At 69.5% G+C, this 13,762-nt stretch carries 13 protein-coding genes; 3 read left to right on the top strand and 10 right to left on the bottom strand.

Annotation, left to right across the window (positions count from 1 at the left end):
* Nucleotides 1–2: 2 nt before the first annotated feature.
* The 3 genes from VHU88_12100 to VHU88_12110 are packed head-to-tail and all read right to left on the bottom strand — an operon-like array spanning nucleotide 3 to nucleotide 4,705.
* Nucleotides 3–1,427 (bottom strand): NAD(P)/FAD-dependent oxidoreductase, encoded by a 1,425-nt coding sequence (locus VHU88_12100; GenBank protein HEX3612419.1) that lies wholly within the window; start codon nucleotides 1,425–1,427, stop codon nucleotides 3–5.
* Nucleotides 1,424–3,229, bottom strand: coding sequence for a DUF3556 domain-containing protein (locus VHU88_12105; protein HEX3612420.1), 1,806 nt, complete (start codon nucleotides 3,227–3,229; stop codon nucleotides 1,424–1,426). The genes VHU88_12100 and VHU88_12105 overlap by 4 nt, the downstream gene beginning before the upstream one ends.
* A 39-nt stretch (nucleotides 3,230–3,268) precedes the next feature.
* A complete protein-coding gene (locus VHU88_12110) occupies nucleotides 3,269–4,705 on the bottom strand; it encodes an AMP-binding protein (protein ID HEX3612421.1) in 1,437 nt (478 codons plus the stop codon).
* Between the two features lie 210 nt (nucleotides 4,706–4,915).
* Here VHU88_12110 and VHU88_12115 point away from each other — a divergent pair, with 210 nt between their 5' ends.
* On the top strand, nucleotides 4,916–5,365 hold the full coding sequence (locus tag VHU88_12115) for a nuclear transport factor 2 family protein (protein HEX3612422.1): 450 nt from the start codon (nucleotides 4,916–4,918) through the stop codon (nucleotides 5,363–5,365).
* A gap of 16 nt (nucleotides 5,366–5,381) precedes the next feature.
* On the opposite strand, the gene VHU88_12120 is transcribed toward VHU88_12115, so the two are convergent.
* The 7 genes from VHU88_12120 to VHU88_12150 all read right to left on the bottom strand — a co-directional run bounded on the left by VHU88_12120 (nucleotide 5,382) and on the right by VHU88_12150 (nucleotide 12,039).
* Complete coding sequence (locus VHU88_12120; protein HEX3612423.1) at nucleotides 5,382–6,200, bottom strand: CYTH domain-containing protein; 819 nt, start codon at nucleotides 6,198–6,200, stop codon at nucleotides 5,382–5,384.
* 96 nt (nucleotides 6,201–6,296) lie between these two features.
* Nucleotides 6,297–7,493: an acyl-CoA dehydrogenase family protein gene (locus tag VHU88_12125; GenBank protein HEX3612424.1), complete on the bottom strand. Its 1,197-nt coding sequence runs from the start codon at nucleotides 7,491–7,493 to the stop codon at nucleotides 6,297–6,299.
* Between the two features lie 48 nt (nucleotides 7,494–7,541).
* Nucleotides 7,542–7,862 carry a Rieske 2Fe-2S domain-containing protein gene (locus VHU88_12130; protein HEX3612425.1) on the bottom strand — a complete coding sequence of 107 codons (321 nt, stop codon included), beginning with the start codon at nucleotides 7,860–7,862 and terminating at the stop codon, nucleotides 7,542–7,544.
* A gap of 34 nt (nucleotides 7,863–7,896) precedes the next feature.
* Complete coding sequence (locus tag VHU88_12135; protein HEX3612426.1) at nucleotides 7,897–9,339, bottom strand: NAD(P)/FAD-dependent oxidoreductase; 1,443 nt, start codon at nucleotides 9,337–9,339, stop codon at nucleotides 7,897–7,899.
* A gap of 52 nt (nucleotides 9,340–9,391) precedes the next feature.
* Entirely contained in the window at nucleotides 9,392–10,144 is a 753-nt protein-coding gene (locus VHU88_12140; GenBank protein ID HEX3612427.1) for a hypothetical protein, read from the bottom strand.
* A gap of 66 nt (nucleotides 10,145–10,210) precedes the next feature.
* Entirely contained in the window at nucleotides 10,211–10,966 is a 756-nt protein-coding gene (locus VHU88_12145) for an SDR family oxidoreductase (GenBank protein ID HEX3612428.1), read from the bottom strand.
* Entirely contained in the window at nucleotides 10,963–12,039 is a 1,077-nt protein-coding gene (locus VHU88_12150; protein ID HEX3612429.1) for a phosphotransferase family protein, read from the bottom strand. The genes VHU88_12145 and VHU88_12150 overlap by 4 nt, the downstream gene beginning before the upstream one ends.
* A gap of 115 nt (nucleotides 12,040–12,154) precedes the next feature.
* Between VHU88_12150 and VHU88_12155 the strand changes: the two genes are divergently transcribed.
* Nucleotides 12,155–12,832 (top strand): TetR/AcrR family transcriptional regulator, encoded by a 678-nt coding sequence (locus VHU88_12155; GenBank protein HEX3612430.1) that lies wholly within the window; start codon nucleotides 12,155–12,157, stop codon nucleotides 12,830–12,832.
* A 180-nt stretch (nucleotides 12,833–13,012) separates the two neighbouring features.
* The gene (locus tag VHU88_12160) at nucleotides 13,013–13,714 is read left to right on the top strand and encodes a type 1 glutamine amidotransferase domain-containing protein (GenBank protein ID HEX3612431.1); all 702 of its coding nucleotides are present in this window, start codon (nucleotides 13,013–13,015) and stop codon (nucleotides 13,712–13,714) included.
* Nucleotides 13,715–13,762: the final 48 nt, after the last annotated feature.

Genomic DNA, 13,762 nt, shown 5'->3' on the forward strand with positions numbered 1-13,762 from the left:
GGTCAGCTTAGGGTCACGCCGAGGTGCCGCAGCGCCCGTGCCGCCGCGTGCCGGCCGCACATGCCGTGAGCGCCGGGGCCGGGCGGGGTGGCCGCGGAGCACAGGTACATCCCGGCGACCCCGGTGTCGTAGGGGTGGACCGTGGTCCGCGGCCCGAACAGCAGCTTCGCGGCCGTGGTCGAGCCGGTCAGGATGTCGCCGCCGACGAAATTCGGGTTGTGCCGTGCCGTCTCCGTGGTGGTGCGCACCGCCATGCCGAGCACCCGCTCCCGGAAGCCGGGCGCGAATCGCTCGACCTGACTGATGATCAGATCCGTTGCGTCGCCGGAGTATCCCTGCGGCACATGCGCGTAGGTCCACAGCGGGTGGACGTCCCCGACGGATCGCCCGGGGTCGGCGAGGTACTGCTGGCCGACCAGCACGAAGGGTCGCTCGGGCATCCGGCCGGTGTACACGTCGCGTTCGCCGGCGACTATCTCCGCGAGGTCGCCGACCAGGTGCACGGTCCCGGCCCGGCGGGCCGACCAGTCGGTCCAGGGCACACCGCCCTCGATGGCGAAGTCCACCTTGAACGCGCCCGGTCCGTGCGGGAAGCGCCGGTAGGCACGAGCCACGCGGCCGGGCAGCCGGTCACCGAGGATGTCCGCGACCGCGGCCGGGGCCAGGTCGAAAAGGACCACGTCGGCCCGCGGCAACTGCGAGGCGCTGGTGACCCGGACGCCGGTCTCCACCTTGCCGCCGTGCTCGACGAGCACGGCGGCCATGGCGTCGGTGATCGATCGTGACCCGCCCGCCGCGACCGGCCACCCGTGCCGATGCCCGGCAGTGATCAGCCCCAGGCCGATCGCCGAGGTGAGCGGCCTGCTCAACGGGTGCATGGTGTGCGCGGCGACGCCGCCGAACAGGGCTTGTGCCTGCCGGGTACGGAATCGGCGAGCCAGCAGCGCGCCGGGCACGATGGTCGGCAGCCCGAACCGGGCCAGGCGCAGCGGGTGGCTCGGGATGCCCAGCAGTGGGCTGAGGATGTCGCCGGCCAGCGCGTCGTAGCCGGCGGACGGTCCGGCGAAGAGCCGCTGCCACCGACCCGCGTCCGCGCCCAACCCGCCGGCGGTCTGCTCCACCGAGCGGTGCAGCACCGCGGCCTCGGCGCCGTCGAGCGGGTGCACGCAGTCGATCTCCGGCAGGCACCAGCGCAGCCCGTACTCGGCCAGGCGCAGGTGCTCGAACACCGGCGAACCGGAGGCGATGGAGTGAACCGCGGAGCACTGGTCGTGCAGCAGTCCGGGGCGGATCGCCTCCACCGTCCGGGTACCGCCACCGATCTCGTCCGCGGCCTCCAGCACGGTGACCGAGAGGCCGGCCTTGGCCAGGACCGCGGCGGCGGCCAGGCCGTTCGGCCCGGCACCGACCACGACGGCGGTACTCACGTCGGCAGCCCGGCGACGGGTCGCGCGGGCGCCGGGATCGGGCCGCCGGTCTCGCGTCGCCAGGTGACGTGGGTCGGGATCGGACCGTTGGGCAGCCACGGCTGCTCGGCAACCGCGTCCGCGACCCGCCAGGTGCCGCGCTCGATCACGCCGACGGCGGCATCGATCACCTTGTACTCCTGCACGTCGCGGTGGATCGCCTGCGACTCCACCCAAACCACGATCCACTCGCCGGGCGCGAAATTGCAACGCTTCTGGACGGCGGCGATCAGGTCCTCGTTGTGCAGGTGCCCGTCGCCGAAGTTGAAGCCCAGGATCGTGTTGGTGGAGAACTCCGCCTCGCGGACCGTCCAGCGATCCACGTCCGGGATGTGCCGCAGCAGCAGCGAGAACAGGCCGCGACCCTGGCTGTGCATGGTCCGCCAGGAGATGACCTGTTGCATCGTGATCTCCGCGGCCACCGGGTCGTAGCCGAGTTTGATCAGCTGGTCGACCTGATTGCCGTTGGAGCGCACCAGGGCGTCCAGCTTGGCCTCGGTGCCCGGGGCGAACGCCCACAACGCCGAGGCCCAGTTGCCCGCGTACTGCCGCATGGAGGGCAGGAACGAGACCAGGTCCGGACGCAGGTTGCCGAGCACCGGGAAGAACAGCAGTGCCGCGACCAGTCCCACCGTCAGCCCCGGCGAGGACATGTCGCTCACCGCGTAACCGTCCTGCGCCCGGAACCCGGCGAACAGGAAGATCGTGGCGTAGCCGAACAGGATGTTCCACTCCAGCGGCACGGCCAGCGGGAACGTCGAGGTGATGAACAGGTGGAACACCACCATCAGCACGACCGCGGCGGTGGTCAGCAGGTGGTTGGTGGAAAACAGCAGCACGAGCGGGGTGACGATCTCGACCAGGGTCCCGCCGGCATGGGCCAGCAGGGAGGCCTGCTTCGACGGGCGGATGTCGTTCGGGAAATCGCGGTAGTGCAGGCGCTTCAGCGATTTGAACGGCAGGCAGGGGCTGTTCGACACCATCGGCGGCACGACGTTGGAGAAGTGCACGCCGAACTTGGAGACGCCGGCGCCGATCCACACCACGCAGATCAGCAGTTTCAGGGCGATGATCATGTCGACGAAGTTCAGCGTCGCGAAGAAGAACAGGGCGGGCAGGTACTGCTCGCCGCGGGCGGCCAGGAACACCGTCTTGTCGCGCAGCCCGCACAGCACGAGCAGAACCATCGGGGCCACCAGCAGGGCCGGGCGCACCAGGCCCGAGGTGTTGTGCGGCAGCGCGGCCGACAGCGAATCGCTGTGGTGACCCGGCGTCACCAGCGCCACGGCAACAGTCACCAGAAACGCCAGGTAGAGCCCGACGTCCACCAGGGTGCGGGAGTCCCCGGCCGTTCCGGGCACCCGCGACCACGGCCGCAGCCGGATGGTGCCCAGCCGCGCCCAGTACCGGAAGCCACCGGTCATCGGAGTGAATTTGCCGGCCAACGGCCCCCACGATCCGGCCACCCCCACGGCCTCGAGCAGGACCGTCCAGAGGATCGCCTTCTGGTACACGATCGGCTGGTCCCACCAGCCGCCGATGTCCCACACCGGGCCGAGGTGAGAGGTCCACACCGCGATCGACGCGCCCGCGCCGACGTAGCAGACCAGCAGTTTGATGATGTAGACGGTGTGGATCATCCGGGGTGAGCCGAATCCGTGCTCGACCCAGTGCAGGGCCAAGGTCTTCATCCGGGTCATCAACGGCTCGTCGAGGAAGGTCTGCTGATCAACCGGGGGGAAGTCCGGCTTCGTGAAGCCCATCGCGTGCTCCTGGGGTCGCGGGACGTGGGTGAGGGGCCGTCAGCTCAGGCGGCGCAGCGTGGGCTTGTCGATCTTGCCGACGGGGTTTTTCGGCAGGCTGTCCAGGACGGTCAGCCGGGTGGGCACCTTCATCCGGGCGATCAGCCCGCGGCAGTGCTCGATCAAGGCGTCGCCGGTGACGGTCGCTCCCGGGCGCAGGGCCACGTAGGCGACGGGGATCTCGCCGAACACCGGGTCCGGGGTGCCCACCACCGCGGCCTCGGCCACGTCCGGGTGGGCGTACAGGGCGTTCTCGATCTCCTTGGGGTACAGGTTCTCCCCGCCGCGGATGATCATGTCCTTGATCCGGTCGACGAGGACGAGGTAGCCGTCGGGGTCGAACCGGCCGACGTCGCCGGTGTGCAGCCAGCCGTCGACGACGGTGGCCGCGGTCTCCTCCGGACGGTTGAGGTAACCCCGCATCACATTGCGACCGCGGATGACCACCTCGCCGGTACCGTCGGTGACGAGTCGACCCTCGGCGTCCATCAGTGCCACCTGCTGTCCGGGCAGCGGCAGTCCAACGGTGCCGGGCTTGCGCGGCCCGTCCGGCGGGTTGACCGTGGACGCGCAGGTGCCCTCGGACAGGCCGTAGCCCTCGATCAGCGGGACCGCGAACCGGTTCTCGAAGCGCTCGATGAGCTCCGCGGGCATGGGGGCCGCGCCACAGATGACGCGGCGCAGCGAGGACACGTCGTGCGGCGCGTCCGTCGGCAGAGCGGTCAGCATCGCGTAGATGGTCGGCACCGCCGAGAAATACGTCGGCCGCAGGCGCTGCACCGTGGCCAGGAAGTCCTCGGCGCGGAACCGCTCGGCGATGCTCACCCGGCCGCCTACGAGCAGCGGGGCGAGCACACCCACGACGATCCCGTTCACGTGGAACAGGGGCAGCACAAGCAGGCTGTGCTCGTCGCCGCCGAGCATCAGGCCGTCGATGATCCCGTCGGCCATCGCGGTCAGGTTGCCGTGGTCGAGCATGACGCCCTTGGGCCGGCCGGTCGTGCCGCTGGTGTAGATCAGCAGCGCCAGCCGATCAGGGTCGAGCGGTGCCGGGTGCGGACAGGGCCCGCCGGCGCGGTCCAGTGCGGCCACGTCGAAGTTGACGACCCGGTGCACGACGGGGTCGCCGATCACGACCTTCGCGGCGGCGTCGTCGAGCTGGAAGACGATCTCGGGCTCGGTCAGCGCGGGGTTGACCGGCGTGACGGTCGCGCCCAGTCGCCACGCGGCGAACAGGCCGATCACGAACTCGGCGCTGTTCGGCAACAGCAGTGCGACGACGTCCCCGCGACCCACACCGGCCTCGGCCAGAGCGGCGCCGGCGGTCTGTACGCGGCGCCCGAACTCGGCGTTGTCCAGGTCCTGGCGGGGGTCGCTCAGGCACCGACCGTGCGGGTCCACCTCGGCGCGGTGCTCGGGCAACAGCTCGGTTCGCATGGCCACTCCCGGGTCGCGGAACTGCGTTGGACCGGGAGGTTACGAACACCTGAAGGACGATCACATGGGCGCGGGCACGAACTTCGGCCGCCGGGTTGTGGCCTCAGCCAAACCCGCCGCCTCGGGGCGGCGTGCAGCGTGCGGTGGCGCGGAGCTCGCCGTACCTTCATTGAAGATATGATATATTGTAATCCCAGGAGGGAGCGTCGCGTGACCACGATCGAGAACCTGGACGACTTCGCCGCGCTTGACCCGTTCTTCCGGATCATCGAGAAGGGCCTGGCCGGGTTGGCCGACGGCGAGCACTTCTTCGACCTGCTCGCCGATGACGTGGTCATCGACTACGTCATCACGATTCCCGGCTATCCCCGGCACGTGGTCGGCAGGCAGGCCGTGGCGGAGCTGTACCGGCCCTACGGCGGGGCACTGTGGCTCGACGAGTGTCACGACCTGGCGGTGCATCACGATCCGCGGACCGGTGTCGCGGTGCTCGAGTACGCCTCCCGCGGACGTGTCGTCGCAACCGGGAGCCCGTACGCGAATCGCTACGTGTCTGTGGTGACGATCACCGATCGCAAGGTCACCGGCTGGCGCGACTACCTCGATCCGGTCGCGGTTTTCGACGCGCTGGGCTGGCCCGCGCGCGCTACCGGCAGCTGACGCACGACGTCCTGGCCTACTTGCGCTTGCCCTTCCCGGTCTTGGCCTTCTGGCCCTTTCCTGCCTTGCCGGTCTTGGCCTTGCCGTCCTTCTCGACCTTGCCGTCCTTCTCGACCTCGGCTACCTTCGCGGCCGCGGTCTTCGGGGTCCCTCCCGTTTCGGCGGTGGGGTCCTCGGGCGCGTCATCGACGGCTGCGGGCGGTGTGCCCTCCTGCTCGGCGAGGCGGTCCTCCAGGACGCGGCCCAGCTTGGACGCAGAGCCGGACGCGGTCGCACCGGCGTCGAGGAGCTTGCGGCCAACTTCGACGAGGAACTTCTCGTCGCCTCCGTAGAGTTCGACCTCCACCTCACGCCAGGTGGTCACGCTCGCCGCGCCGCCGGGTCGGCCGGCGTAGGCGGTGGCCGACACGGTGTCGTCGGCCACCTCGGCGAGTTGCTCATCGGTATCCGACCACAGCGACCTGACCCGCCGGGTGGTGCGCAGCACGGCCACGGGGGAGAGTTCGGCACCGTGACTCACGTCCTGCACGAGGTCCAGGACCCGGGCCGGCACGGGTTCGCCTGCCGGTCCGAGCCCTAGTTGCATCTCGCGGCGGGCCCCGAATCCGGCAGGGATCTTGACGTGCCAGCCCTCATCGAGGCCGCCGGTCCGTCGGCGCAGGGTGACCTTCGCTCGCAGCAGACGCAGATCCGTTGTGTCGTAGTAGACCGCCAGCAAGTGGTGCTCCTGGGGCCCTTCCACCTGGGCGACCCCGGGCACCGCGGTGAGGTCGGGCACCGTGAACGAGTCCGGCACTTCGAATTTCTGCTCGATCTCCAGATGCTCGCTCGTCACGGTTCCTCCTGCTCGACCTGCGTGCTCAGGAGACATTCTCGGGCCCACCACCCCGACCCGGTGCGGCGGGGCGTCCCGGCCGCGGCTGGGGAGGGCTCACTGCAAGGGGTGGCCGCAACCGTCGGCAAGCGATTCGCCTTCCGCGGCCAGGCGTAGACAGCGGCGGGCGATCGCCATGCGGTGAACCTCGCTGGCCCCGTCGTAGATGCGGGCGGCCCGCGCGTCGGCGTACCACTGCGCGATGGGGCGGTCCATCGCGATGCCGTGGGACCCGTGGACCTGCACGGCGCGGTCCAGGACCCGCCCGAGGGCCTCGGAGACGAAGGTCTTCACCATGGCGATCTCCTGCCGGTGTTCGAGTTCCTGATCGACCCGCCAGGCTGCGTTGAGCACCATCATGCGCGAGGCGTAGAGGTCGATGGCGGAATCGGCCACGAAGAACTGGAGACCCTGGTGCTCGGCGAGCGCGCCACCGAAAGCCTTGCGCTCCAGCATCCGCGCGGCCGTGAGGTCCAAGGCGCGTTGCGCCGTCCCGATCCAGCGCATCGCGTGGGCCAGGCGGCCGCCGGCCAGGCGTCGTTGGAGGATCTCGTACCCTGCGCCTTCGGCCCCCAGGAGGTTCTCCGCCGGTACGCGGACGTCCGCGAGCCGGATTTCCGGATGGCCGCCCGGAGCGTGCGCCCCGATCACCTCCGGATCGCGGACCACCTGCCAGCCATCGGTGTCGGTGGGCACGAGGAACAGCGAGAACGCGTCCCGGCCGCGTTCGGTCTGACCGGTACGTGCGACGACGATGGCGATCGCGGCACCGATGGCGCCGGTGATGAACCACTTGTGACCGTTCAACACCCACTCGTCGCCATGGCGTGTTGCCGTGGTCCGGAGATTGAACGGATCGGAGGAGCTGACGTCCGGTTCCGTCATCGCGAAGCACGATCGGATGCTGCCCTCGGCCAGCGGACGTAGCCACCGATCCTGCTGCGCCCGGCTGCCGGCGTGAAGGAGCGTGTGCATGTTGCCCTCGTCGGGAGCCATGGCGTTCAGCGCGAGTGAGGCGAGGAACGAGGCGCCGCACTCCTGCGAGACCAGCGCCATGCCCAGCGTGCCCAGACCGAGACCGCCCCATTCCGTGGGCAGGTGCGGTGTGTAGATCCCCCGTTCTCTGGCCCGCTTGCGCAGTTCCTCGACTACGTGCCAGTGGTCGAGGAGATGACGCAGGTCGCCGAGTTCAGCCTCGAGCGGTAGTACTTCTTGCTCGACGAATTCGCGGACAGCGGCGACGGTCCGCGCCAACTCGGCCGGTACGGCGAAGGAGATCGCAGGGTCGATCATGGTTCCTCCTCAACTCTCGGGGTCGAGGCACAGCTCGACCCGACCGTTGTTGATCCGCACCTCGGCGCTGCTCAACTGCTCACCGAAGGGATTGATCCCGGCGCCGTCCCGGGCGTCGAACTCCCACAGGTGTTCCCCGCAGGTCAGGACGTCGTCGCACAGGTCGCCGGTCTCACTGAGGGCGACCCCCTTGTGCGGGCACACATCGCGGAATGCACAGATCCCGGCGGAGGTGCGTGCCAGCACGAACGCCTCACCGTTCACACTCACGGCGGTCAGGACTTCGGACGTGACCGCAGTCTCCTCGCACACGTCGGACCAGGACGACATCAGGACTCCTCAGGGCCGGGCGCGGTGATTCGCGCTACTTCGCTGCGGACGTGGCGACCTGCACCTGGCGGGAACTTGCCGGTGCGGCGACAGCCTCGGGCTTGTCCGGGCGTACCCGAGCGCCCAGGCAGAGCCGGATCAGGTCCCGGTACATCTGTGCGTCGATCGCGAGGTCGGCTCGAGCGGCCCGCAGGACGGCGCCACGGTCCGCCCCCGGCCGACGCAGCGCTCGGAGGGTCCAGACGGCCGATCGGCGCAGGGTGAAGGCCCGCTGCGGGCTCTTGGTCCGTCCGAACATGTCGACGAGCAAGCCGGCCGCACCGGTACTGGCCATGGCGGCCCGGAAGTACTCCAGCTCGACGGCGTTGGTCGACTCGGCACGGGTGAACTTGACGGCCCAGTAGAACTGGCGCACCACGCCGAGGTCTCGCTTCCGTTCGAAGGCCCGCAGCCGGCGGTCCAACGCGTTCGGGTCGTCCAGGACGTCGACGACCATCTCGCCGAGCACGCGCCCGTAGTGCAGCGCGTCGCGGATGCCCTGGGCGATCACCGGGTCCTTGAAGGACCCCGCGTCGCCGGTCAAGGCCCAACCCGGGCCGCTGGAGACCCGGAAATATCCGTCGGTGTCGTCGGCGAGACGAATCCGGCCGTCGAGCTCCGTGCCGGCCAGCCGCTCGCGGACGATCGGGTGGGACTCGACCATCTCCGCCCACCGCTGCGCGGTGTCCTTGCGCATCCGGGGGATCTCCGCGACCGGGGGCATGAAAAGAGCGACCCCGCCGTCGCCGTTGGTCGGGAAGAAGTAGCCGATGTTGTCACCGACTCGCCAGGCGCTCAGGGCATTGCGGAGGGTGGGGTCGCCCGAGGCGACCGCCGCTTTGTCCTTGACGTAGTAGAAAGCCATTCCGCGCCCGGGTCGCGAGCGGCGGTAGGGAGTGCCGGAGCCGACCAGGCCGGCCACGGTCGAGTCACGGCCGTCCGCTCCGACCACCAGCTTGGCCCGCACCTCGTGCCGCTCGCCCTGCGCGTCGTCGTAGCGGATGCCGACGACCCGGTCGCCGTCCCGCACCAGGTCGACGAGCTTGCAGCGTTCCCGGACCTCGACCCCGGCCTCCCGCGCCGTCTCGACCAGCGCCAGGTCCATCTGGATCCGGCGGGGGCAGAGGCAGTAGTCGATGCCGCCGAGCGGGGTGAACGTGCCACGGAAACGTTCGCCGTCCGCGCCGAACTCGAGAAAGGGCATCTTCGGTGCGCCGCAGGCCTCGACGCGGTCCAGCGCGCCGAGCAGCTTCATCTCGTACAGCCCGCCGGGGAAGATGCAATGGGTGGAGACCGTGTCCGAGGGGAAACTCGCTCGGTCGATGACCAGGACCTTGCGGCCGGCGAGCGCCAGCGGGATCGAAGTGGCGGTACCCGCCGGGCGGGACCCGACGACGACGACGTCGACCTGTTCAGGGGTTACGGGTGACTTGGACACGGGGGGACCTCACATCCGATGAGTGGCAGGGAAATTTGCGGCAAGCCGCGGGCTAGGCGGCCGACTTGAGTGCCTGTGCGTGGAGCAGTTCCGAGAGGGTCGCCAGCTCGCCGGCCTCCGCGGTGTCGAGTACCTGGGCGATGATCGATGCCATGCGCCGCTCGGTCTGCTGGTTGACCTCGGCGTAGGCCGATCGCAACGTGGCCACCGACGGGTACGGCGCAGCCCAGCCGAAGAAGGCGCAGTACTCCTCGCCCTGATTCAGCAGGTGCGCCTGGACGGGACCCAGTCCGGCTGTCGCGAGCGCGGCGAGGTGGATGCCGCCCTGCAGTTCGCGCAGCACGAGCGCGTTCTGCAACGCGCGTCCGGTCGAGTCGTCCGTGCGGGACAGCGAGCGCCAACCCGCGAACAGCGGCAGGCCCGCGCTCGGCGCCGCGTCGGTCACCCGCTCGCACAGAGCGTTGAAGCGATCCAGGTCGGATGCCTCGCTCAGATGGTCGCGAGCCCATTGCGCCGCCTGGGCGGTGTAGAGCGCCGCGGCGGCCCGCGGTGCGTGGGTGAAGGTACCGGCGGTCCACATCTGCACGACCAACGCGGGCTCGAACACTGCGAGCGTGGCCGCCGCCACCTCCGGCTGGACGTGGCCGAGCGCACCGGCGCGGCCGGTGAAGTAGCCCTCGAACGGATGGTCGAAGCCGGCTTCGAGGGAGCGCGCGAACTGTTCCGGATGCAACATCCAGATACCGCCGAGCGCCTCGATCGCCTTGCCGCCGGCCGCCGCGGCGGCTGTCCTCATCGGGTCCATGGGAACTCCTTTTCGCTCATCAGCCAGTGGTGGAAGGAAAGTGCCGCAGGTGTCGGTGACGGCTGATCACGGGAAGCCGCCGTCGACGCGCAGCATCGCGGCCGTGCAATAGGTGGAGGCAGTGGAGGCGAAGTACAGTGCGGCGCCGACGATCTCGTCGGGTCGACCCCCGCGGCGCAGCGCCATCGACGCGAACAGTTGCTCGAACTGTTCCGGGTCCCAGGCTTTCGAGATGTCGGTGAGGAACGGCCCGGCCACGATCGCGTTGACTCGCACCTCGGGACCGAGTGCCTTCGCGAATCCCTCGGTGAAGACGTTCAGTCCGGCCTTGGCCGCGGCGTAGGGCAAGGCGTCCGGTGTCGGTCGCAACGCGGTGACCGAGGAGATGTTGATGATCGAGCCGCCGCCATCAGCCTGCATCCGCGACCCGAACGCCGCGGTCAATCGGAACGGCCCCTTGAGATTGGTCGCGAAAACCTTGTCGTAAAGGCCCTCGTCGAGCTCGAGCAAGGAGGGGTACACCGGCGCCGCCCCGGCGTTGTTGACCAGTACGTCGACCCGACCGAAGGCCTCGTAGGCGGCAGCGACCAGTGCGTCGCACTGAGCCCAGTCGCTCACGTTGCAACCGACCGCAACAGCCCGCCGGGAATACTTCCTCCGGATCTCGGCGGCGAGTTCCTCGCACGCTCCCGCCTTGCGACTGGCGACAACCAGGTCGGCGCCGCGCTCGGCGAAGGCCAGACAGATCTCCTGGCCCAGCCCGCGGCTGCCGCCGGTGACGACCGCGACCTTGCCCGTCAGGTCGAACAGCGAGTCGGTCATGATCCCGCCTCGATGACCGCGACGGCGCGAGCGATCAGGTCGACCGAGTAGCGGTGCAACTTCTGGCCCATGACCTCGGTCGCCTTGCCCTGCAGCGATCTGACGTAGGTGCCCTCGAGGATCACGCTGAGTTTGAAGGCCGCGAGGACTCGGTACCAAGCCAGATTCGACAGGTCCCGGGAGCTTTGTCGCGCGTAGTCGGCGATGAGGTCGTCGACGGTCGGAAGGGCCCCGGCTCTGCGCAGCGGGGCGGCGAGTTCGTCGACACTGTCACCCGCACCGGGCCACGTCGACAGCAGCCAGCCGAAGTCCAGCAACGGCTCGCCGACGGTGCACATCTCCCAGTCGACGATCGCGGCCACCCGCCCGCCGTCCGGGGCGCACATGAGATTGGCGAGGTGGAAGTCGCCATGCACGACACCTGGGGTGAACGTGGCCGGGCGTCGGTCCTCCAGCCAACCCGTCACCGTCTCGACGCCACCGTCGAGGCTGCTCGCGTAACCGGGAACCGAGGCGTACTTGGCGAGTTCGGAGAGCCAGCGGGGCACCTGACGCTCCAGATAGCCCGTGGTCCGCCCGATGCCGTCCAGGGACGGATGCGCGGGATCGACGGTGGCCAACGTCAGCAGGGCCTCCACGGCCGCGCCCCCGAGTCGGGCGCCGAACGTGGGATCGCCCGCGAGGTGCTTCGGCAGCTCGTTGGTCGGATTGAAACCGTCGACCGCGTCCATGACGTAGAAGGCCGCGCCACCCAGGGGCGCACCGTCCTCGCACGCGGCGACGAGGTGGGCATGCGGGACCGCGGAATCACGCAACGCCGCGAGCATCCGGACCTCGCGCCGGATTGCGTCGTTCGTGTCGGGGCGCAGGTGCAGCGGCCCGCGGCGCAGTACCAGGGCGCGATCCCCACGGCGGAAACGCAGCATGACGTTCTGCGTGCCACCGCCCAGTTCGACGATGTCGCGCATTCCTGTGCCGGGGACGCCTTGCTCGTCCAGCCAACGCGAGACGGCTTCCAGATCCGCAGGGGTCGGGGGTGGCGCGGCCGAGATGGCGAGGGTGGTTGGAGGCATGGAGATAATGTAGCGGTCACTCAGTACATTGACAAGGTCGAGTTGCGGGTTTCCATGACCGGGAGCCGCTAGGGTGCGAGTCGACGGACCGGAGCACGGACTTGCGGAGGGAACGATGAAGGAACCCGCGGTCCGAGCGGGCCGTCCGCCCGGTGACCGCAGCGACACCCGGGCTCGGGTCGTGCAGGTCGCGACCCGACTGTTCGCCGAGAACGGCTACCACGCAACGGGTGTCGCGGAGATCGGGCGCGCTGCCGGCCTGCGTAGCGGAGCGCTCTACTACCACATCGGATCGAAGGAAGAACTCCTGTTCGACGTCCTGCGGGGGCACCTGGAGGAGATGCGCGACAACGAGGAGGCGATCGCCGCCTCGGATGCGCAACCGGTCGAGAAACTACGGAATCTGATTGCCAGTCACACGCGGACGATCGCGACCCGAAGGGACGAGGTCAGGATCTGGGTCCGCGATGCGGAAGCACTCACCGGCGAGCGGGCGCTGGAACTGCAGGACATGCGCGAGCGCATCCAGGAGGCTTGGCGAGCGGTCTTCGTGGAAGGAGTGCGGACCGGCGATTTCCGCACCGCGGATCACGCCCTCGTTAGTGGCGCGCTGGGCATGGTGAACAACCTGTACATGTGGTACCAACCACGCGGCCAGATGGGCACCGAGCAGCTCAGTGCCGTGTTCTCCGACATGCTCATCGACGGGATCCGCGCGCCGCGGAAGGCGCCCGGTACCGCGTCCCGTGCGCGATCGGCCCGATCCACGAAAACCGTCGAGCGACTCGGCTGAGGGTCGGCTCGCTCCGGGGAGAACCGTTGTCCGGCAAGACTTACGGCGCGGGCTTGTAAATGTAGCGGGCACTCACTATGTTGAGTTTTACGACGCCCGCCGGCGTCCATCCGGCAGCCGGGCCGCGCCCCGCGCGCGGCCCCGCGCCTTCACCGTTGAGTAGATCGCGAGGTTCAATCCATGACCAAGATCCTGCTGGCAGTCACCGGCGCCCGAACCTGGACGCTCGCCGACGGTACGGCGCGCCCGACCGGCTTCTGGCCGGAGGAGTTGATCGTGCTGCACCGGACCTTCCAGGGCGCCGGTTTCCAGGTCACTCTGGCCACTCCCGGCGCGGTCGTGCCGGTGCCCGACGAGGCGGGTTTCGCCCCGGAGTTCAACGGCGGCTCGACCGAGGCGGGCCCGGCATTTCGTGACTACCTCGAGTCGATCGAGGGGCAACTGCGCTCGGTCGAGAACCTCGATGAGGCCACGGCGGCACAGTTCGATGCGGTTGTCCTGCCGGGCGGTCACGGCCCGATGGAGGACCTGGCCGTCTCGGCCTCGTTCGGTCGGCTCCTGGTCGAGTTCCTCGCGCAGGGCAAGATTGTCGGGGCGCTGTGCCACGGCCCCGCGGGCCTGCTGGCCGCGGCGGCGCCGGACGGGTCATGGGCCTTCGACGGCTACCAGATGACCGGCTTCAGCAACCATGAGGAGAACCAGATCGGCCTCGGTCCGCTGGCTTCCTGGCTGCTGGAGGACGAACTGACGGCCAAAGGCGGAAAGTTCGTCGCCGGTCCGGCCTGGGGCCCGCACGTGATCTCGGACCGCAACCTCCACACCGGGCAGAACCCGGTCTCCTCCCAGCTGTTCGCCGACCTGCTGGTCAAGCAGCTCGGCTGAGCGACGCCCGCGGCGCCCGACGCCGCGTGGACCCCCACGAACAGCGAC

It is taken from the genome of Sporichthyaceae bacterium (assembly GCA_036269075.1).
Classification (GTDB): domain Bacteria; phylum Actinomycetota; class Actinomycetes; order Sporichthyales; family Sporichthyaceae; genus DASQPJ01.

Coding starts and splice junctions, on each gene's coding strand:
- VHU88_12160 (HEX3612431.1), top strand. CDS start 13,013: ATGACCAAGATCCTGCTGGCAGTCACCGGCGCCCGAACCTGGACGCTC.
- VHU88_12145 (HEX3612428.1), bottom strand. CDS start 10,966: ATGACCGACTCGCTGTTCGACCTGACGGGCAAGGTCGCGGTCGTCACC.
- VHU88_12105 (HEX3612420.1), bottom strand. CDS start 3,229: ATGGGCTTCACGAAGCCGGACTTCCCCCCGGTTGATCAGCAGACCTTC.
- VHU88_12140 (HEX3612427.1), bottom strand. CDS start 10,144: ATGGACCCGATGAGGACAGCCGCCGCGGCGGCCGGCGGCAAGGCGATC.
- VHU88_12155 (HEX3612430.1), top strand. CDS start 12,155: ATGAAGGAACCCGCGGTCCGAGCGGGCCGTCCGCCCGGTGACCGCAGC.
- VHU88_12150 (HEX3612429.1), bottom strand. CDS start 12,039: ATGCCTCCAACCACCCTCGCCATCTCGGCCGCGCCACCCCCGACCCCT.
- VHU88_12130 (HEX3612425.1), bottom strand. CDS start 7,862: ATGTCGTCCTGGTCCGACGTGTGCGAGGAGACTGCGGTCACGTCCGAA.
- VHU88_12110 (HEX3612421.1), bottom strand. CDS start 4,705: ATGCGAACCGAGCTGTTGCCCGAGCACCGCGCCGAGGTGGACCCGCAC.